This window comes from Paenibacillus sp. CH40 (assembly GCF_024213605.1).
Taxonomy (GTDB): domain Bacteria; phylum Bacillota; class Bacilli; order Paenibacillales; family Paenibacillaceae; genus Paenibacillus; species Paenibacillus polymyxa_B.
On record NZ_JANAVQ010000002.1, the window covers coordinates 93,807 to 113,000 of the forward strand.

The 19,194-nt window shown below is 46.1% G+C and carries 18 protein-coding genes and 1 pseudogene; 1 reads left to right on the plus strand and 18 read right to left on the minus strand.

Annotated elements, in window-relative coordinates; genetic code table 11:
- Positions 1-74: 74 nt before the first annotated feature.
- The 18 genes and pseudogenes from NLX73_RS06850 to NLX73_RS06930 all read right to left on the minus strand — a co-directional run bounded on the left by NLX73_RS06850 (position 75) and on the right by NLX73_RS06930 (position 17,998).
- On the minus strand, positions 75-1,043 hold the full coding sequence (locus NLX73_RS06850; protein WP_053325319.1) for an ABC transporter ATP-binding protein: 969 nt from the start codon (positions 1,041-1,043) through the stop codon (positions 75-77).
- Positions 1,036-2,019: an ABC transporter ATP-binding protein gene (locus NLX73_RS06855; RefSeq protein ID WP_254325748.1), complete on the minus strand. Its 984-nt coding sequence runs from the start codon at positions 2,017-2,019 to the stop codon at positions 1,036-1,038. Before NLX73_RS06855 ends, NLX73_RS06850 begins: the two co-directional genes overlap by 8 nt.
- A gap of 13 nt (positions 2,020-2,032) precedes the next feature.
- A complete protein-coding gene (opp4C, locus tag NLX73_RS06860) occupies positions 2,033-2,959 on the minus strand; it encodes an oligopeptide ABC transporter permease (protein ID WP_061831923.1) in 927 nt (308 codons plus the stop codon).
- Positions 2,960-2,974: 15 nt separating this feature from the next.
- Entirely contained in the window at positions 2,975-3,928 is a 954-nt protein-coding gene (locus NLX73_RS06865) for an ABC transporter permease (protein WP_254325749.1), read from the minus strand.
- Between the two features lie 107 nt (positions 3,929-4,035).
- The gene (locus NLX73_RS06870; protein WP_254325750.1) at positions 4,036-5,757 is read right to left on the minus strand and encodes an ABC transporter substrate-binding protein; all 1,722 of its coding nucleotides are present in this window, start codon (positions 5,755-5,757) and stop codon (positions 4,036-4,038) included.
- A 201-nt stretch (positions 5,758-5,958) separates the two neighbouring features.
- Entirely contained in the window at positions 5,959-6,894 is a 936-nt protein-coding gene (locus NLX73_RS06875) for an ArsR family transcriptional regulator (RefSeq protein WP_254325751.1), read from the minus strand.
- A gap of 250 nt (positions 6,895-7,144) precedes the next feature.
- Positions 7,145-8,557: a discoidin domain-containing protein gene (locus NLX73_RS06880; protein WP_254325752.1), complete on the minus strand. Its 1,413-nt coding sequence runs from the start codon at positions 8,555-8,557 to the stop codon at positions 7,145-7,147.
- Positions 8,558-8,882: 325 nt separating this feature from the next.
- Positions 8,883-9,066: pseudogene (locus NLX73_RS25090) on the minus strand (dockerin); the annotation flags it as partial.
- Positions 9,067-9,229: 163 nt separating this feature from the next.
- A complete protein-coding gene (locus NLX73_RS06885; RefSeq protein WP_254325753.1) occupies positions 9,230-10,387 on the minus strand; it encodes an amidohydrolase in 1,158 nt (385 codons plus the stop codon).
- Positions 10,388-10,443: 56 nt separating this feature from the next.
- Positions 10,444-11,460: an LLM class flavin-dependent oxidoreductase gene (locus NLX73_RS06890; RefSeq protein WP_254325754.1), complete on the minus strand. Its 1,017-nt coding sequence runs from the start codon at positions 11,458-11,460 to the stop codon at positions 10,444-10,446.
- A gap of 15 nt (positions 11,461-11,475) precedes the next feature.
- Positions 11,476-12,228, minus strand: coding sequence for an amino acid ABC transporter ATP-binding protein (locus NLX73_RS06895; RefSeq protein ID WP_025722945.1), 753 nt, complete (start codon positions 12,226-12,228; stop codon positions 11,476-11,478).
- A complete protein-coding gene (locus NLX73_RS06900; RefSeq protein WP_165175475.1) occupies positions 12,225-12,935 on the minus strand; it encodes an amino acid ABC transporter permease in 711 nt (236 codons plus the stop codon). Before NLX73_RS06900 ends, NLX73_RS06895 begins: the two co-directional genes overlap by 4 nt.
- Positions 12,932-13,711: an amino acid ABC transporter permease gene (locus NLX73_RS06905; protein ID WP_023988355.1), complete on the minus strand. Its 780-nt coding sequence runs from the start codon at positions 13,709-13,711 to the stop codon at positions 12,932-12,934. The genes NLX73_RS06900 and NLX73_RS06905 overlap by 4 nt, the downstream gene beginning before the upstream one ends.
- 76 nt (positions 13,712-13,787) lie before the next feature.
- Complete coding sequence (locus tag NLX73_RS06910) at positions 13,788-14,639, minus strand: transporter substrate-binding domain-containing protein (protein WP_028542376.1); 852 nt, start codon at positions 14,637-14,639, stop codon at positions 13,788-13,790.
- A 160-nt stretch (positions 14,640-14,799) separates the two neighbouring features.
- Positions 14,800-15,690, minus strand: a complete 891-nt coding sequence (locus NLX73_RS06915; protein ID WP_254325755.1) for a LysR family transcriptional regulator — start codon at positions 15,688-15,690, stop codon at positions 14,800-14,802.
- A 108-nt stretch (positions 15,691-15,798) separates the two neighbouring features.
- A complete protein-coding gene (gene ssuE / locus NLX73_RS06920) occupies positions 15,799-16,329 on the minus strand; it encodes an NADPH-dependent FMN reductase (RefSeq protein WP_029519116.1) in 531 nt (176 codons plus the stop codon).
- Between the two features lie 17 nt (positions 16,330-16,346).
- Positions 16,347-17,687: an LLM class flavin-dependent oxidoreductase gene (locus tag NLX73_RS06925; RefSeq protein ID WP_013310067.1), complete on the minus strand. Its 1,341-nt coding sequence runs from the start codon at positions 17,685-17,687 to the stop codon at positions 16,347-16,349.
- A gap of 41 nt (positions 17,688-17,728) precedes the next feature.
- The gene (locus NLX73_RS06930; RefSeq protein WP_023988351.1) at positions 17,729-17,998 is read right to left on the minus strand and encodes a glutaredoxin family protein; all 270 of its coding nucleotides are present in this window, start codon (positions 17,996-17,998) and stop codon (positions 17,729-17,731) included.
- 272 nt (positions 17,999-18,270) lie between these two features.
- Here NLX73_RS06930 and NLX73_RS06935 point away from each other — a divergent pair, with 272 nt between their 5' ends.
- The gene (locus NLX73_RS06935) at positions 18,271-19,140 is read left to right on the plus strand and encodes a DUF421 domain-containing protein (RefSeq protein WP_254325756.1); all 870 of its coding nucleotides are present in this window, start codon (positions 18,271-18,273) and stop codon (positions 19,138-19,140) included.
- Positions 19,141-19,194 lie beyond the last annotated feature (54 nt).

Consider the following 19,194-nt stretch of genomic DNA (forward strand, 5'->3'; position numbering starts at 1 on the left):
AAACAGTAGAACCGATTCATTGTGGTGAACGGTCTGCCGTTTCAACGGCTTTACAATTTGTTGATTAGCTCTGTTCATTCAGCCAAATGGCAAGCCACCCAGTGATCAGGACGAGCCTCACGATAGAGTGGAATTTCTTTAGAGCAACGATCGATTGCAAAGGGGCAGCGAGTGTGGAACTTGCAGCCCGATGGCGGGTTAACCGGACTGGGAATATCCCCCTTGAGCAAAATACGTTCTCTCTTCAGCTTCGGCACCGGAATAGGTACAGCCGACAGTAGCGCCTTCGTATACGGATGCAACGGATTCCCGAATAGCTCGTCACGCGAAGCCGTTTCGACCATGGAGCCTAGATACATCACGCCAATACGGGAACACAAATGTTCCACCACGCTCAAATCATGCGAGATGAACAAATATGTCAGACCCCGTTCGGCCTGCAATTTGGCGAATAGGTTAATAATCTGCGCCTGTATGGATACATCCAGCGCTGATACCGGCTCATCAGCGATAATTAGATCCGGCTGAAGCGCCAGCGCTCGGGCAATGCCGATCCGTTGACGTTGACCTCCCGAAAATTCATGGGGAAAACGGTCGATATGATACTCTGACAATCCACATAGCTTGAGCACATCCAGCACAATCTGCCGGACCTCCTCCTTCGTTGCTATACCGTGATCCAGTAGCGCCTCACCAATGGCATCACCAATCCGTACACGCGGATTCAGCGAGCTGTACGGGTCTTGAAAGATCAGCTGAATTTTGGGACGAAGTTCCTGCATCCCTTTGGCTGACAAGCTATGGAGATCGACCCCTTTGTATTTTACGGTACCGTCCGTTTTATCCGTCAATCTAACAATCGTGCGGCCCACCGTGCTTTTACCGCTCCCCGATTCCCCTACTAATCCAAAGGTTTCACCCTGACGGATCGTAAAGCTAATATCGTCTACCGCCCGCACATGTCCTGAAGTACGGTTCATAAACCCGGACTTGACCGGAAAGTACGTTTTTAAGCGGTCTATTTCCAACAACGGCTCAGCCATGAACAACCGCCTCCTCATATAACCAGCAGGATGCTTTCTGCTGAGCTGAAACTTCTTTTAACGTAGGCTCTTTTATCCGACAAATGTCCATGCAATGCTCACAGCGGTCGTGAAAATAACAGGAAGTCGTCAGCTCCAGCGGATTAGGGACCTGCCCGGGGATGGAATACAGTTCCTCTTGGCGCTGATTAAGCACCGGTTTGGATTTTAGTAACCCCTGTGTATAAGGATGCTTGGGATGATTGAACAGCTGTACCACTTCGCCTTCCTCGACGATCTTGCCTGCATACATCACTATGACGTAATCAGCCATTTCGGCGACAACACCCAGATCATGGGTGATTAGCATGAGCGACATATTGGATTGGGCTTTAAATTCACGCAGCATATCCAGGATTTGCGCCTGAATCGTTACATCCAGCGCCGTGGTTGGCTCATCCGCGATAAGCAGCTTGGGACCACAAGAAACAGCAATCGCAATCATAATTCGCTGCAGCATCCCCCCGCTCAGCTCATGCGGATAGCTTTTTAAAATCTGCTCTGGCCGGGATATACCGACCTGTTCGATCAGTTCCAGTGCTCGTTTACGAGCTTCCTTGCGGCCCATTTTCAAATGCTCAATCAGTGGTTCGGATAGCTGTTCACCAATGGTCATGACTGGATTCAATGAAGACATCGGCTCCTGAAAGATCATGGAGATTTCATGCCCGCGAATCGTGCGCATCTCATTTCTACTAAGCTCTAGCAGATCGGTTTCCTCAAAGCGGATGCTTCCGCCTGCCACTTTACCACCAGGACTCTGGATGAGACCCATGATCGACATCGCGGTAATACTTTTGCCGCATCCCGATTCACCGACAATGCATACCGTTTCCCCCGGCTTCACACGGAAGCTGATATCATCCACCGCTTTAATCGTTCCTTCTTCTGTATAAAAATGAGTGCTTAAATGTTCAATGGAAAGTAAATTGTCCATGGTGTATGATCACCTACCTCTTATGTTTCGGGTCAAGTACATCCCTCAGCCCGTCACCAAAAATATTAATAGCGATGACTGTAGCGAAAATAGACAGTCCTGGCGGTATCCACAACCACGGTCGTTGCTGAAAATCCAGCACATTGTTAGCGGCATCAATCATATTGCCCCAAGTTGGTGTCGTGGGCAGCACGCCAAGGCCAAAGAAGCTGAGTACAGATTCACTCAAGATAGCTCCGCCAATATTCAATGTAGCGATAACGATCAACAACGGTAAAATATTCGGCAGCAGATGCTTGAACAGTTTTCTACGATTCGAGAGTCCCAGTACCGTCGCGGCTTGCATAAATTCACGTTCCCGCAAACTAAGCATCTGGCCCCTCACCATTCGTGCAATCCCCGGCCAGTTGACCAGACTAAGCATCAGCATGACAATATACATCCGTTGATCGGGTGGAACCTTCCAGTCCGATAGCAGCGCGCCCATAATAAATAGTAGCGGCAAACTGGGAATCGTCAGCAGCAAATCAGCAACACGCATAATAATCTGATCCGCAATCCCGCGAAAATATGCGGATATGACCCCCAGCGTAGCCCCCAAAAAGACTGACAATACCATTGAAGCCAAACCCACGGTAAGAGAAATTTGACCTGCCTGCATCACACGTGTCAGCACATCCCGTCCCAGCTTGTCTGTTCCTAACCAGTGATGGATATTTGGCGCCTTGTTCATCATTAATATATTTGTTTTATTATCGGAATAAGGAGAACATAACGGACCGATAAAACAGAGCAAAAACATAAATACCACGACGAGCAGACCAGCCATAGCAAGCTTGTTTCTGAACAGCTGCCGGAGCGCTTGCTGCCACATTGAAGATTTAACAGTTGTTCGCAGTCTGCCGTTGCTCTTGCTCAAATTACTGCTCACGGATGACATTTCTTAGCCCCCTTCTTACACTTTCACACGCGGGTCCGCGATGCGATACAAAATATCGGACAACAGTGTTCCGATAACGCTCAAAATGGCAATTAGCATCGTAAAGCCCATAAGTAGCGGATAATCCCGGAGGGAAAAGGATTGCATGTACAACTGACCGATTCCCGGCCAATTAAAAATCTTTTCAATAATCAGGGACCCGCCAAACAGCGCAGGTAATTCGAAGCCAACGAGCGTAATGGCAGGCAGTAATGCATTCCTCAATGCGTGCGTAAAAAGTACCTTTCTTTCCTTTAAGCCCTTTGCACGGGCTGTGCGTATATAATCCTGCTGGATCACGTCGATCATATTGCTACGGAAGTAGCGGGTCAACGACCCCAGTCCCAGCAGCGTCATAACGATCACTGGCAAAGTCATATGCTGGAGAACCTCCTTCACATACTCCATACCTGTAGCGTTACTGCCCGTGTTGAGCATGCCACCGGGTGGCAACCACTTCAGGTCAACCGCTGCGATTTTAATCAGATACAACCCGATAAAAAAGGAGGGAACAGACATGGCAGCGAAAATCACCACCATTACCAGAGTATCAAACCATGAATACTGCTTATAAGCAGCAATCACACCGATAATGACCGCGATAAACCAGGTCAGGAAGGTCGATATAACGGCCAGCAAAAACGAGTTCCAGATGTATTCATTAAATAAGGTCAGCACTGGCTTCTGCTGAGCAAGCGAATAACCAAAATTGCCGTGCAGCACATTGCCTAGCCAATTTCCATAGCGTTCAAGAATAGGCTTATTCAGGCCGTAAATTTCCCTCAGCTCCGCTTTTCTCTCCGGCGACAGCTTCAGATTGCCGCTAATGAAATCTCCCGGAGTCATGGCATACAGGAAAAAAATCATCATCGAAGCGGCCAACAAAATAATAACCATATACGTCAGTCTTTTCGTTAAAAACGAGCTCATGACAGACTCCTTTCAATTCAAGGTCAGGCTACTCATTACGTTTCCCCCATTTGGGAGGCCCCTTGATCTGAACCTGATGTTCTTCACAAGGGGCCCGCAAATGTGGCTTATTTAAGGGACCATTCGAACAGATTACCAGACAAGCCAATGAACGGACTGACCTTTACATGTTCCATTCGACCATTGTAGGCATACACCGTCTTCTTATAGTTGGTAAAAATAACGGGCAGTTCATCGTTTAGCAGTACATATAATTCTTGATATATTTTCTTGCGTTCTTCCATATTCGTCGTAGACAAGCCTTTTTCATATAGCTCTTTTACCTTTGGATTGTTATATCCCTTGACTTCTCCATTGACGAATTGCTCGATTCCATCTGATGGATCTGTCAGCATGCCTGTCGAGAAGGCGGCAAGATCATAATCTTTACCTTCTACTTTGGCGACCATTGCATTAAAGTCTGCAAAGATTTCCGGCTGAAGGTCAACACCAATCGCTTTGTAATTTTCAGCCGCAAGCGCAATAAAGGTGTCTGTTTCTGGACGTTTAGAGGTCAGCAGGTGAATGGTCAGCTTCTGTCCGTTTTTCTCACGGATACCGTCACTACCTTCTACCCAACCCGCTTCATCCAGCAGCTTTTTCGCTTGCTCCGGGTCGTAGTTGTATGGATTGATTCCATCGGTCGTGTAAGACCAGAATATTGGGGAAGCTGGAATGTTTGCGACCGCCCCTGCTCCCTGAGCTGCGTCGACATAAATGCTTTTCCGATCCAGTCCATAGGTCAATGCTTGACGAACCTTTTTATCCTTAAGCTTTTCATTTTCAAGATTCACTTGCAAATATCCGTAAGTGCTAGGGGTATAAGGCAAAATGTTTAAAAAGCCAAGCCCTTTTAGTTTGTCGATATTTTCCTGAGTTGCGGTGAATTGAGCAAAATCGGTATCGCCTGTTTCTATGAATTGCCAAGCGTCGCCTTCTGCTGTTTTGTAAATGAAATGCTGTGTTTTCGGTTTGCCTTTGAAAAAGTAATCATTCGCCTCTAGACGAACTTCTTGCCCCGGAATGAATTTTTCTAACTTATAAGCCCCATTTCCCAGAGGGCTACTATGTAGATTTTTAAAATAATCCAGCTCTCCGAACTTATAATCCTTGCCGTAGTAGGCTTTGGACAGTACATACTCACCCAGAATCGGCAAAGCAAGCGCGTTTGGTTTTTCCAACGTCGCAGAAATGGTCTGCTCATCAATCACCTTGATTCCTGCAATTTGTTTTGCCTTGCCTTCCGTATAGTCTTTGCCGCCTTTAATGTTCAGCTTTCGGATTTGGCTGTCACCAGGATAGGCTTTGTCATAGATCAACGTCCAGGTAAAAGCGACATCCTCAGCTGTCAAAGGAGAGCCATCACTGAATTTTGTACCGGGAACCAGATGAAACGTATACGTTAGATTATCCTTGGAAATATCCCAGTTCTTAGCCAGATTGGGCAGCGGAAGCCCCTTCTCGTCTACCGTGACCAGCGGAGTCCACAACTGCGAAATCACGTTACCGTCATAGCCGCTTTGGTTAAAATACGGAGTAAACACCCCGGCTGGGTCAGTCAGACCAACAATAATCGTGTCGCTTCTCTTTTGGGACACTTCCGGCAATTTGGATAAATCAGAAGCTTGTACCAGACTTGTTAATGGCTGCGCTGTAGCGGCTGTCTGTGCGGCATCACTATTTTGCGAAACAGCATCGCTAGCGCTATCTGATCCACCACTAGAGCAAGCTGCTAATAAGGTAGAACTTGCCAGAAGTAGACTGCTGAGTAGAATAATTCCCTTTTTCAAAATAATCCCCCCAAGTTAATTTAGTAAATTCCGATCGAACAAGTTGTAATTAATAAGATAAATCTCATTATAGGAATCTATTCCGGTTCTGTAAAGAGAGAACTCCATTTTTATGTAAACAAATAGACGTCCACTCATCTGGATTCCAAATGGTCGGCGTCTATTTGTTTAAAGTGTTAAAGTCTAACTGGTGCGTGCAGCCTAATTTCGCTCCATATAGCCCAGGATGCTCCGATGCATTTCATCTACTGCCGAAAGCCGTGCGCTATAGCCGAGCAGTGTTTCACCATCAAAATGTGCATGGATGAAGCCAGAGGCACGAAGCTTAAAAATATGGTCGTGCGTGATTCCCTTGGACAGCTTGAGATGACGGACAATCTCAATAAAGGTGCGTGGAGACTGGCTTTGATACAAATATTTTAAAATCTTGAGCCTGCTCTTCTCCCCCAAGCTTCGGATCATTCGATATTCCTGTGGGGATAAAAAATCGTCCTCCTTAACATAAATTCCTGCCGAGTAATGGCACAACAGGAGCGACCCAAATCGATAAATAATATTTATCGGCTGAAAATGATATTGCGGTACCAGCAACACCTGCGTCAACCCTTCGGAAGGCTCGAATCGGAAGCCATTAGTTGTACGATCCACCCACTCCATAGAGCTATATGCGCCCTTCTCCCGGTTTCTGCGTTCCGCTTCCTGTTTCAGCCCGCTTAGAATCCTTGTATCCATATGACGAAAATACTCTTTATCCCAACCGGATAGCAGCTGCAAAGCAAGTTTGCGAAGCTTCTCCATGTCGTCAGGCAGCGGTATCCCATAGGCTGATGCCTGTTCGTTTAATTCCTGTACAGTTCGGTTCTCCAGACGGTCTACGACCTCTTCAACGTTCCCCTGATCAGAAAGCATACAGACGAGTCCATAAATAACCTTCCAATCTGCATTGATTTCCATGGACTCCAGCAATTCGGACAAACCTGGAGACAGCGTTCCACGCACTTGCTCCGCCCACCCAGCTGATAAATCGGTCTTCTTGTAAGCCTTGCGACAAATAAAGGTGTGTAAGCTGCTGAGCAACTCAAACACCGGTCCATATGCTACATGTACATCGTAAGGAGCATTCACGTCGTGACTCATCGCTTTCTGTCCTCTTTTCTTTCATATCTGATGTCCATTATACATACTATCGTACACCCATTCATTCTTAGTGATCCATTCATACGAGAATGTAGCAAAACACAGATACAAATATGAACGTAACAAGCATCATAATCAAGGCGCAAAAAAAGCCTGATCTCATCAGACTCTAACTGTTCAGCTATGAATTAGAAAAGGTTGTCTCCCACAAATATCGTAGGAGACAACCTTTGAACAAATAATATGATGTTTAAAGTTTGTTAGCTGCTACTTTCCACTCTAATATTCCTGTGGATGCTGAACCTTTGGATACCATTTCAATTCTTAATTTCGTTGTTTTTACAGGCGTAAAAGTAGTTGTATTATACTGGTCTGCCGAAGTACCCAATCCATTAGCCTGCTTAACATTGGACCAGCTACGACCATTCCAATACTTAATCTTGTAAGATTTAGGAACATCAACGCCAGCGCCATCTTGGAACCAATAGACATCCGTTTGGGATAACGTATATTCTTGATCAAAATCATATTGGACCCATTGTGTGCCCGTCTCAGGCCAGTTACCATACACGGCATGACTTCGATCATTAGAGCTGGTTGGGTCAAATCCATCATTAAGCGCGCTCACATTTTCCCAAGGCGAAGTATAAGAAGTGCTGACCGTTGCAGCTGGCGCAATGTTTGCGTTTTCATCAGGTGATGGATCGATGGGACTCTCATCGCCGCCGTTAGTCACGCTTGGGAAACGAGAAGTATCTTTTTTGAGCTGACTCCAGGTATAACGCAGCATCCAGATATCCCAGTCGGTGATATGATCGGAATTACCGGCCCACATAATAGTGTTCGTTGGGAATCCACCTGGTGGACGCTCATGTTCTTCATAAAAATCGTTTAATCCAAATCCATGCCCAATTTCATGTTCAGTAATCTCAATCTCATCCGAATTCACCGTACTCAGAACGTATTCATCATTCATACGCTGTCCCCAGTCGCCGCCGGCTCCCCCGCCAAAATTTTCTGTGGCCCAGAGATACATATCAAAGCGTTTATCCAATCCACCCGGATACGAATAGTTCGGGTCCGAAAAATGCTCAAATCGCGATATTTCATTAGGTGCAACGGGAAGCGCGGCAGGAATTTCCGGTTTTTCAGAAGCTAGTGTATCTGTAATGGTATCCGTATAAATGACCTCGTCAGGCTGCTTGTCTAGGAGCAGTGAAGGATCAGCAACAGCCCAGCCTACCACTTTTACTTTAATATTCTTATAGGGCCAGCCGTCATATCCTTGTAGATGATCTGTCCAATGGTTCATCTGCCGATCTATCATTCTAGCAATATCCTGACGTTGCTTCAGTGTAACGGGCTTAGAGGATTGCCAGCGTATAACATAATTAAGAGTCCCTTTTCCCGCAAAAATTTGATCAAAAATCGTATTTTTACGCGCCGTCGAGCCTTCGGTCAACATTCTATTCTTCCAAACCCATTCCACCGATGATTTGAGATAAGCTGGCATGTCAGCCAATGTCGAATCACCCGTTGCCGCAATTACAGAATCCCCGTTTAGATGAGAATCCGCTGATACAAAACTAGCGTTTCCCATCAGTAGTGAACTAGCAATGACTACTGAAAAAGAAGCCATCACCATTCCTTTTCTGTTCAACATGTATGTACCTCCATATCCATTTGTATTATTGCAATAGTTTTCTTGAAACGATGATCTCTATCACCTCTCTTTTCGCATTTACGAACAATCTAGGAGATCAAGAGTACACTATCAAACCTCCTTGTCGTTTTTTGTAAATAATCACAAATCATATTATCACTGGATTATTGTATCGTCAATATTTTCCTTAATGATTTAAATTAGTCATTTTAATCGTATCTTGGAATATACACATACCCTTTGCATGTACAAAACTGGTATTTTATAAAATGAAAAAACCGTTTATTCACTAAATCAATTCCACAATCCCCGCTGGCTCCGCCTTATCATACCCTTTCAACTGCTTATTCCAATTATTGATTTGCCGACTCAGCAGGAAGCCATATCTTTACGCTGCTGAGAGTGATATTTTTAAAGGATTGCCAACGTACTACATAATTTAGCGTTCCTTTTCCCGCATAGATTTGACCAAAAATCAAATTTTTACGGTTGGTTGAGCTACCTTTTATTTTTACGAGACATCTAAAAGGACAACGCCTACTCTCTTATTACACGCACTCTTGATTTTGAATAAAATCACAAAATTATACTACAATTGGAATGATATAGCGTCAAACAAAAATATCCCCTCTACAAGGAGGGGATAAGTATCCATAGACTAGGCTCGCACTCCTACTCTATGGATATCAATGCCGAATCTGCCAGTGAAGCCAGTAGCTTCGCTGTTCCGGGCAACGCGCGTTCGTCCAGATCAAAGGCAGGATGATGCCATTCCTGGCTTCCAGCAGTGCCGACAAAGACAAACACACCGGGGATGTTCTTCTGATAAAACCCAAAATCCTCGCTCGCCGAGGACGGTATGGGACGAACGACTTCCAGACCGACCGCTTCTGCCGCCTCCTCCGCGATGACGGCCAACTTACCGTCGTTCAGCACAGGCGGCGGACCCTCGATCCAGCGGATGGTCGCTTTCGTGCCGAAAGCATCGGCAACGCCTTTTACGACCTGCTCGAAGCGCTCAGTCACCTGGGCGCGAACATTCTCGTCAAATGTGCGAATGGTTCCGTCCAAATGGGCGCGGTCTGGAATGATGTTCCAGGCGTTGCCACTGTGCAGCTTCGTGACGCTAATGACCGCGCTATCCAGCGGATTAACGCTCCGACTCACAATGGATTGCAGCGCCGTAATGATATGTGACGATACCACGATGGGGTCAATCCCTGCATGCGGCACTGCCGCATGTGTGCTCAGACCCTCGACCTCGATGTAAAAACCGTCTGCCGCTGCCATTAGCGGGCCCTCTTTGATGCCGACCGTGCCTACGGGCAGGTCCGGCTTGTTATGCAGGCCGAATATGGCCTGCACCCCTGCCAACGCACCGCTGTCCAGCACTTGGGCAGCGCCTTTGGCCTTTTCCTCGGCTGGCTGGAACACCAGCCGAACCGTGCCTTTCAGCTCCTGCTCCCGCTGCTTCAGGAGTATGGCTGCTCCTAACAGGGATGCGGTATGAAAATCATGCCCACAGGCATGCATTTTGCCGGGGTGCACCGAAGCATAAGGCAATCCCGTCTCCTCCTGAATGGGCAACGCATCAATGTCTGCACGAAGCGCGACAGTTGGTCCTTCCTGCTGTCCGCCGATTTCCGCAACTAATCCGGTGCGCAGCGGCACATCCAGAATGGTTATGTTCTGTTCTTCCAGCAGACGGCGGATAAAGGCGGTAGTTTCAACCTCCTCGTTAGATAGCTCGGGATTTCGATGCAGATGGCGGCGAATGTCCACCAGCTTCTGCTCCAAAACCTGCTCCTTCGTCCCGGTTGGTCCACTCATCCCTATTCCTCCTTCGTGAACCCAAAATAGTTACAATTCTCTCAGACCAACAACATCTAGGACTGCACAGGCAATCCGGCAAAAGCTTCATGCAACAACTCGAACGAGCGCACGCGCTTGTGTATATCTCTTATTCCTGTCGTAACGATCAGCTCATCGGCCTGATACTTCGCTTGAATTTCCGTCAGCACAGCATAGATTTCGTCTTTATTCCCTTTGTTAATTTGCGCTTGTGTAGCTTCAATTGTATATTCTTCACCCGATTGCTTGCCAAACTCTTCTGCACTTTCCAGCGTGCCCACCGTAGCCGTCTTGCCACTGGCCAGATGAATTTTGTACAGCTTGTGCTCACCTGCTAACTCTGCAGCTTCCTCGGAAGTGTCCGCTACGATGACTGAAAGCGCAAAAAGAGCTTTCGGCTCACGTCCATAACTATAATCGAAAGACGCCCGATACGTACGGAATGATTCCAATGCAACCTGCTCATTACTATTGATAAATTGCGAGAAAACGTAGGGCAACCCCAAACGCGCAGCAATTCCAGCACTGTCTGTACTTGTACCCAAAACGTAAATATCTGCTGGTATTTCTGGAATCGGATTCGCCTGTAACCCGGCTAACGGTCCTTCTTCAGACGGAATATTATGAATATAGCGACTTACTTCATCAATTTTTTCTTCGAGAGAAGGCGCATCATGAATGTTTCGTTGTAACGCCTGTGTGGATTTCGGCAACCCGCCCGGTGCGCGTCCGATTCCCAAATCTACGCGACCCGGTGCAAGAGAGGACAGCACATTAAAGTTTTCAGCTACTTTATAAGGGCTGTAATGCTGAAGCATCACTCCACCAGAACCGACTTTAATACGCTCAGTGCGTGCCAGCAAATGGGAAATGAGTACCTCTGGCGAAGAGCCCGCAACCTGTTCGGAATCGTGATGCTCTGATACCCAGAAGCGCGTAAATCCCAATTCCTCTACATGCTGTGCTAGCTTAATCGTATTACGAAGGGCCTGCGCTGCCGTTTCCCCCTCGTGTATGGGGCTTTGATCCAATACTCCGATTTTAATACTCATGTCTCCCTCTCCCGTCTAAATTGAATAGTTATACTCCGGTGTAATCCGTTTCAGAAATTGTTTGGTACGTTCCTCTTTGGGGTGGTTAAAAATGTCGTCCGGTGTGCCTTCCTCGATAATATGACCGCCATCCATAAATACCACATGATTTGAAACATCGCGCGCAAAGCCCATTTCATGTGTAACGACAATCATCGTAATACCTTCCTTTGCAATCTTGCGGATCACCGACAGCACCTCACCCACCAATTCAGGGTCCAGCGCCGAAGTCGGCTCATCGAACAAAATCACTTCCGGGTTCAGCGCCAAAGCACGCGCTATGCCAACACGCTGCTGCTGCCCGCCAGATAGCTGGCTTGGATAATGATTCAGCTTTTCACCCAGACCGACCTTTTCCAGCACTTCAATGCTGATTTTTTTCGCTTCCTCCTGCTTGACCTTGCGGACAACGACAAGTCCTTCCATGACATTTTCCAGTGCTGTTTTATGCTTGAACAAATTGTATTGCTGGAAAACCATAGCCGTCTTTTGACGTAGAGCCAAAACATCCTTCTTCGCAGGTCGCTTGCAGTTCACTGTAAAATCGCCAATGCTGACTTCCCCATCATTCGGCTTTTCCAGATAATTAATGCAGCGTAGCAGAGTCGTTTTTCCTGAACCGCTCGGGCCTAAAATAACGACGACCTCGCCTTTGTTCACGGTCAAATCAATGCCTTTGAGCACTTCATGTTTGCCGAACGACTTCGTAATATTTTGCAGACGGATCATGATGCTCCACCTCCATTAAACACATTGATTTTTTTCTCCACCAAGCCGGATATTCGTTCAATCAATACCGTCAAGCCCCAAAATAGCAGTGCAGCTGCAATATATACCTCTAAATATTTCCAGTTGGTAGATGCCAGAATCTCAGCCTGTGCCTGGATTTCTGTGACCGAAACCGTGAAGGCCAAGGTAGAGCCATGAAGCATCCCAATAACGGAATTCGTCAGGTTTGGCAAACTCACCACGAACGCCTGCGGAAATACAATCCGTCTCAGCACTTGCCACGTCGTCATACCGACGGCATAAGCCGCCTCGATTTGTCCCTTGTTGACCGATTGAATTCCAGAACGGACGACCTCAGACATATACGCGCCACTGGTAATGGAAAACGAAATGAGTGCAAATACCATATAAGGAACATCTTTGGATTGCAGCGGCCAGCCGAAATGCTTCGCTCCCGCATCAATCAACAAAGGTAAACTAAAATAAATAAGCAGCAAATGCATCAGCATCGGTGTGCCACGGATAAAGGTAACGTAACCGTGAGAAATCTGGGACAACACAGGAACCTTATAGATTCGCGCCAGCGCCGTTATAATACCGATGACCAACCCTGCCAGTACGGAAACCACCGTAATAATTAAAGTGTTGGGCAACGCGGAGAACAACCCTAAAAAGGCAGTATATATAAAGCCAAAATCCAGACTCATATGCCTTTACCTCCTTTACTAAGACGGGGACTTCTCAGGTAACGCACCACAAAGCTTTTTCGTTTTTCGGGTTCTTTCTGTACTGCATCCCGATGCTCATGCCGGAGAAGCGTATTTTCCAGCACCTTGAACAATTTTTGTAAAATCAGACTGATCACCAGATAGATAAGGGATAACGCGATATAGGTTTCAACAAAATGTTGGGTAGCTGACCCTAATGTCTGTGATTTCCCTGTCATCTCCATCGCTCCGATCGTAAATGCCAGCGAAGTATCCTTCAGATTGCCAATCACCAGATTGGAAAATACCGGAACCACGACAGCCAGCGCTTGCGGCATAATGATACGTGTAAAGGTCTGATAGCCTGACATTCCGACGGACTGTGCAGCCTCGATTTGCCCCCGATCTACAGCCTCTACTCCTGACCTGATAATTTCGGAAATAAAGGCTCCACTATTGAGCGCGTAGGTTGCTACGGCAAACCACAGCACATCCCATCTGGAGGAATTGATATCCACCAGCTTTAGTAGCTCCGGCAGGCCGTAATACACCAGAAACAATTGGATTAGAATAGGTGTTCCGCGAAAAAAGGAAACATACACTTGAGAAACACGTTTGAGAAATGGAATGTTATACATGCGAGGCAGCGCAACCAACAGACCAATGATAAGCCCCAATACAAGCGAGCTTGCCACAATAAACAAGGTGATGTGTAAGTAAGACAGCATTTTCGGGATAAAGCTAAAAACATAGTCAATATTGAACTCTCTGCTCATATGCCTGCCTCCTTTCTATACATCAGCGGCCAGAATACATAGAGTACCCTGACCGCTGAAATGTCCACGTCTATCCTTACTTCTTACTGCTGCTACCTTCTTTTTTCACATCTTCCAGAGACTTAGTGAAATCCTCTCCAAGCCATTTAATGCTCAGCTTCGACAGCGTACCGTCGTCCTTCACTTCCTGAATGGCTTTGTCGAGGTCATCCGCCAACCCTTGCTCATTTTTGTTCAGTACATACAGTACATCCGATTGAGTCAAAGGATCACCAACGGTTTTCAGAGCTACTTCTCCTTTTTCATCGGTGTTAAAACGGTTCGCAAAGTCTGTCGTAACGGTAGCATCTATACGGCCGCTCGTAATTTGCTGTACCGTATCATTGGCTGCACCACTCGTATAAACGATATTCAGGGCATCTCCGTGGGTTTTGTTATACTCTTTCAGCACATACGCCGCATTACTGGTTGGGCTGGTGAGTACCTTTTTCCCTTTCAAATCATCAATTGAATGAATGGTATTGTTATCCTTCGCTACAGCGACTCTGTTCAGAAAAATGCTATACGGATTTTTGTTGAACAGATACTTGGCCTCGCGCTCCGGGTTTTTTTCCATTTGATGCGATACCAGATCAATCTTGCCGGCATCGAGACTTAGCAGCAAATTTCCAAAGTCCATCGTTTTGAATTCAAATTCGTATTGAGGCAGGCGCTTGTCCAGCTCCTTAATCAGCTCCACATCAAAACCTGTTAAATTTCCGTTTTCGTCAATAAAGCATACATTTTTGAATTGAGTACCTGTGCCTACGATAATTTTCTTCACGTCTCCGCTTGAACCTGACGCGCTAGACGCGTTATCTGAGGAACCGCAGCCTGCCAACACCAGGATGATTGCCATAACAGACAAAATTGCAAACCACTTTTTCATATGAATCCCCCTCATCTCTTTGTATATCAGCAGTTTGCGACATACATGGTAGCTACAACATCCAATAATTAATAATTCCTATAAGTTTAATCGGTTTTAGGATGTGATTAATTTAACACCTGGAAACCTATACGTCAATCCATCAAGCCATAGAACTTTTCTATAACAAAACAGCACCCCGGAAACCTTCTGTCAGTGCATCTGCAAAATCCGAGGTCACTGCACAGTCTTCTTTGGTCGCTATTATGCTAATCTGCATCGACACCCCAGCTACCTCTGGAACATGGATACGGAACAGTTTCTGATCTTTTACTTCACGGTTCACACAGACATCTGGCAAAAAGGCAATACCCGCTTCCTCCAATACCAGCTTTTTGGCCGTGACCACATTGTCTACCTGAAAAGCAATGTCCGGTGGCTGCTCCAGTGATTCAAAAGCGCGATGAATTCTCATCCAATCTAGTGATCCGCATTCGAAAAACACCAGTGTTTCACGTTGAATATCCTGTATGCTGGCCTTTCCTGTCTTCATAAACGGATGGCCGTCGTATACATACAGGGAAATCGGATCTTCATAAAAAGCAAGCGTACGGATAGCCGGATGCATCACTTTACGGACAAAACTAATGTCTACCTCACGGTTCAACAGTTTATGTACCAGTTGATCCGTCGTAGCCGTCACAATTTTGTAGTTAACCTCTGGATAACGGGCACGAAGCTGCTTTAATATTTCAGGAATGATGTAGTTCGACACCGATATCGTGCAACCAATTCGAATTTGCTGAGGGGCTTTCTTACGCTGTTGGAGCTTTTGTTTCCCTTTTTGCAGCAGCTGAAGCATCTGCTCCGCATAAGGAAGAAACTTTCGTCCATCCTCCGTCAGAACCGTTTGCTTGCTTTGGCGGTCGAACAACTTGCATTCTAGCTCGCGCTCTAGCGTCTGAATCCGGGCTGTAACAGAGGGCTGGGACAAGAACAAGGCTTCTGCAGCCTTATTAAAGCTCCCATAATGATTCACGTATACAAAGGCTTCCATATTCTCGATATTCATACGCAAGTCCCCCAGTAAGTTTTATATACATTTATCCAATAAGTTAACTTGGTTTTTTTGTATCATAAAACTCACTGAACGACCTGTCAATGGAAATATTGAAAATATCTATAATTTTAATAGCTCATTTAGTTCTTTAACAGAACGTTCCAACCGTGCAACCAATTCTTCCGACAACCCGTATGCTCCATCTGGCAGACGTTCGACCCACTGATCCACTGCATACACCCCGCCAAGAATATGTCTTCCGCCCAGTGCATTAATAACCGGCTTCAAGGCATAGTCAATGACCAGCAGGTGAGCCAGTGTACCTCCGATAAATAAAGGCAAGACTGGTTTCCCTCTTAGCCCCTCCTGCGGAACCAAATCCAGGAATATTTTCAATAGCCCTGAATAGGACGCCTTATAGACTGGAGAAGCCACAATAACGGCATCCGCTGCTGCAATCAATGCAAGTGATGCTGTGACGTCGGGGCTGTTAAAGTTAGCTGTGACCAGATCCTCCGCTGGCAAGTCGACCACATTCAGTAATGTGACCTCCGCTCCAGCCTGCTGCAACTGCTCCGTTGTATAGTTAATCAAGCCGTATAAACGGGATTGTGTAGACGGACTGCCTGATAGGATGACAACCTTGGACATATTTTTCCCTCCTTCTGTTATGCGTCAACCTTCACTTTGGATCTGGCTGCTGTATAGCGGTTCTCAGGAATAGGCACGCCCAGGTTTTCACGCAGTGTGCTAAATTCATAATCCTGACGGTAAATACCGCGTTCCTGCAAAATAGGCACAACCAGATTGACGAAGTCATGCAGACCCGATGGCACATCAGAACCAATAATGAATCCGTCTGCCCCTTTTCTTTCGAACCACTCCTGCACTCGATCCGCTACTTGCTCAGCGGTTCCGATAAAAGAGGTTCTCGGTGTAGCTGAACGCAACGCAACCTCGCGTAAGGTCAAATTTTGTTCCTTGGCTACTCGTTTGATTTTATCTGTACCGCTGCGGAACGCATTGCTGCCAATACCATCAAGCTCAGGGAATGGCTCATCCAGCGGATATTGTGAGAAATCATGATGATCGAAGAAACGTCCCAAATATTTTAACGCAGCCTCAATCGTCACCAGATTAGTGATCTCTTCATACTTACGTTCTGCTTCCTCCGTCGTGCTGCCAATAATCGGCGAAATGCCCGGCAAAATGACAATATCCTCTTCGGATCTACCATAACGTACCGCACGTTCTTTCACATCACGATAAAACTGCTGCGCTTCCTCTAACGTTTCATGTCCTGTAAATACAGCATCCGCTTCCTTGGCGGCCAGGTTTTTGCCATCCTCCGAGGAACCTGCCTGGAAAATAACCGGCTGTCCCTGCTTGGATCGTCCAATGTTCAGCGGACCCTGCACAGAGAAAAACTCACCTTTATGATTCAATGTATGCAGCTTTTCAGGATCAAAGAATACGCCGGCTTCCTTATCACGAACGAACGCATCCTCTTCCCACGAGTCCCACAGTCCTTTGGTAACCTGTAAATATTCCTCTGCAATTTTATAGCGCTGCGGATGCGACGGGTGCTCGCCTTTACTAAAGTTAAGGGCAGAGCCTTCCAGCGGGGAAGTCACCACATTCCAGCCTGCACGACCTCCGCTTATATGATCAATGGAAGAAAACTGGCGTGCTACCGTGAACGGTTCGCTATAGGAAGTCGACAGTGTGCCGACCAGTCCGATATGCTTCGTCACCCCAGCCAAAGCGGACAAAATCGTAATTGGTTCAAAACGGTTCAGAAAGTGGGGAATGGATTTTTCGTTAATGAACAGGCCATCTGCGATAAATACGAGGTCAAACTTTCCTTCCTCTGCCTTTTGCGCCTGCGTTTTATAAAATTCAAAGTTAACACTCGCATCCGCAGGTACTTCAGGGTGACGCCAAGTCGTCATGCTTCCCCCAACACCGTGAATAATCGCACCAAATTTAATTTGTCTATTCTTAGCCATAACCCTTCCACCTCTCTTGAAAATAATGATTTCCCGTCGGCTTATACCACTTGATTGTAACTTTCCAGCACTTTACCCAACTCTTCCAGATCCGGGTTGAGCAGTGCTTCATATTTGTTATCGCCGCCTACCTCGACGACAGGGACATAACGAATACCATATTTGGTCTCCAGCACGTCACGCAGCGCATCATTTCCGTCCACTTGGATATTTTCATACGGCTGATTTTGGGATTCCAGGTACGATTTGATCTCTCCACAAAAATGACAGCCGGTTTTGCTCCACAATACAACTTTAGGTTTGGACGACATATACATACCTCCGTGAGCTTAATGTTTATAATCCCGATGAATTAAATAAGAATTATATTTATAATGTATCCTGCTGCCCCTTTTCCGTCAATCGCTTGTGTAATAGACATTGCTAATTCAACGATAGAAAATTTTAATTTTATATCGTATTTAATCGGTTTATTGGCAGCCTGGTTTTTTAAATTTAGATGAATTGGAGTTTAAATGGGCCTTGGCGCGGACATCCTTGGAATAGTAGCGCCCTTGTGGCGAAATGAAATGAGGTTAGAGATATGCAGGAATGGGCCTTGGTAGCTTTACGTACGTTATTAGCTATCGTTACTCTTTTTGTGATTACCAAGATTCTTGGAAAACGCCAGGTATCACAGCTTTCCTTGTTCGAATATATAACTGGAATCACCATCGGTAACTTGGCGGCTTCTATTCCTTTGGAACGTGAATCCTCCTGGTACTTGGGGACTGTATCGTTAGCCGTATGGGTACTGACAACACTTAGCATTGAATATTTGCAAATTAAAAGCAAGAAAGTCAGAGATTTATCAGATGGAAAGACGACGATCCTGATCAAAGACGGCAAAATTTTAGAGGATAATCTGAAAAAGGAACGGCTTACCCTGGATGAACTCATGGAACAGTTGCGGAGCAAAAATGCATTCAAGGTAGCAGACGTAGAATTTGCCATTATGGAGACCAGCGGTGAGATCAACGTGCTGTTGACTAAAGACAGGCAGCCTGTAACGCTTAAGGATCTGAATATACAGCAATTACCGGAGAAGGAACCCACAGCAGTCATTATGGATGGGCAACTTATGGAGCAACAAATGGCATATATGGGGGTTACTCAACAATGGCTGGATGCCAAGCTAAAGGAAAAGAGCCTAACGGTCAAAGATGTGTTTTTCGCACAGGTGGACCCACAAGGGGAACTGTACATTGACCAATATAGTGATAATGTACAGCTAAGCAAGGTGCAGGATTCGAATCAAGCCGTGCTGACTTTGCTGGAACAATGCACAACGGAGTTGCAAAAACTCGCATCTGGTTCCAGTGAGCAACAAAGAAAACAGCTATATGAGCAATGCTCACAAAGCTTGAAAGAAGCTATACAGGAGATGCAGCCGGTAAATACATCTAAGTCCTGAGCACATACGCATATGCCATAAGAGTAGAAGCATGGGAACTAAAAAGGAGCGTCC

What these genes read in the sequence shown, in the direction of transcription:
- NLX73_RS06855 (WP_254325748.1), bottom strand. Translation starts at nt 2,019, where the DNA reads ATGGACAATTTACTTTCCATTGAACATTTAAGCACTCATTTTTATACA.
- NLX73_RS06925 (WP_013310067.1), bottom strand. Translation starts at nt 17,687, where the DNA reads ATGGCTAAGAATAGACAAATTAAATTTGGTGCGATTATTCACGGTGTT.
- NLX73_RS06865 (WP_254325749.1), bottom strand. Translation starts at nt 3,928, where the DNA reads ATGAGCTCGTTTTTAACGAAAAGACTGACGTATATGGTTATTATTTTG.
- NLX73_RS06885 (WP_254325753.1), bottom strand. Translation starts at nt 10,387, where the DNA reads ATGAGTGGACCAACCGGGACGAAGGAGCAGGTTTTGGAGCAGAAGCTG.
- NLX73_RS06890 (WP_254325754.1), bottom strand. Translation starts at nt 11,460, where the DNA reads ATGAGTATTAAAATCGGAGTATTGGATCAAAGCCCCATACACGAGGGG.
- NLX73_RS06880 (WP_254325752.1), bottom strand. Translation starts at nt 8,557, where the DNA reads ATGTTGAACAGAAAAGGAATGGTGATGGCTTCTTTTTCAGTAGTCATT.
- NLX73_RS06850 (WP_053325319.1), bottom strand. Translation starts at nt 1,043, where the DNA reads ATGGCTGAGCCGTTGTTGGAAATAGACCGCTTAAAAACGTACTTTCCG.
- NLX73_RS06915 (WP_254325755.1), bottom strand. Translation starts at nt 15,690, where the DNA reads ATGAATATCGAGAATATGGAAGCCTTTGTATACGTGAATCATTATGGG.
- NLX73_RS06930 (WP_023988351.1), bottom strand. Translation starts at nt 17,998, where the DNA reads ATGTCGTCCAAACCTAAAGTTGTATTGTGGAGCAAAACCGGCTGTCAT.
- NLX73_RS06875 (WP_254325751.1), bottom strand. Translation starts at nt 6,894, where the DNA reads ATGAGTCACGACGTGAATGCTCCTTACGATGTACATGTAGCATATGGA.
- NLX73_RS06910 (WP_028542376.1), bottom strand. Translation starts at nt 14,639, where the DNA reads ATGAAAAAGTGGTTTGCAATTTTGTCTGTTATGGCAATCATCCTGGTG.
- NLX73_RS06900 (WP_165175475.1), bottom strand. Translation starts at nt 12,935, where the DNA reads ATGAGTCTGGATTTTGGCTTTATATATACTGCCTTTTTAGGGTTGTTC.
- ssuE (WP_029519116.1), bottom strand. Translation starts at nt 16,329, where the DNA reads ATGTCCAAGGTTGTCATCCTATCAGGCAGTCCGTCTACACAATCCCGT.
- NLX73_RS06905 (WP_023988355.1), bottom strand. Translation starts at nt 13,711, where the DNA reads ATGAGCAGAGAGTTCAATATTGACTATGTTTTTAGCTTTATCCCGAAA.
- opp4C (WP_061831923.1), bottom strand. Translation starts at nt 2,959, where the DNA reads ATGTCATCCGTGAGCAGTAATTTGAGCAAGAGCAACGGCAGACTGCGA.
- NLX73_RS06935 (WP_254325756.1), top strand. Translation starts at nt 18,271, where the DNA reads ATGCAGGAATGGGCCTTGGTAGCTTTACGTACGTTATTAGCTATCGTT.
- NLX73_RS06895 (WP_025722945.1), bottom strand. Translation starts at nt 12,228, where the DNA reads ATGATCCGTCTGCAAAATATTACGAAGTCGTTCGGCAAACATGAAGTG.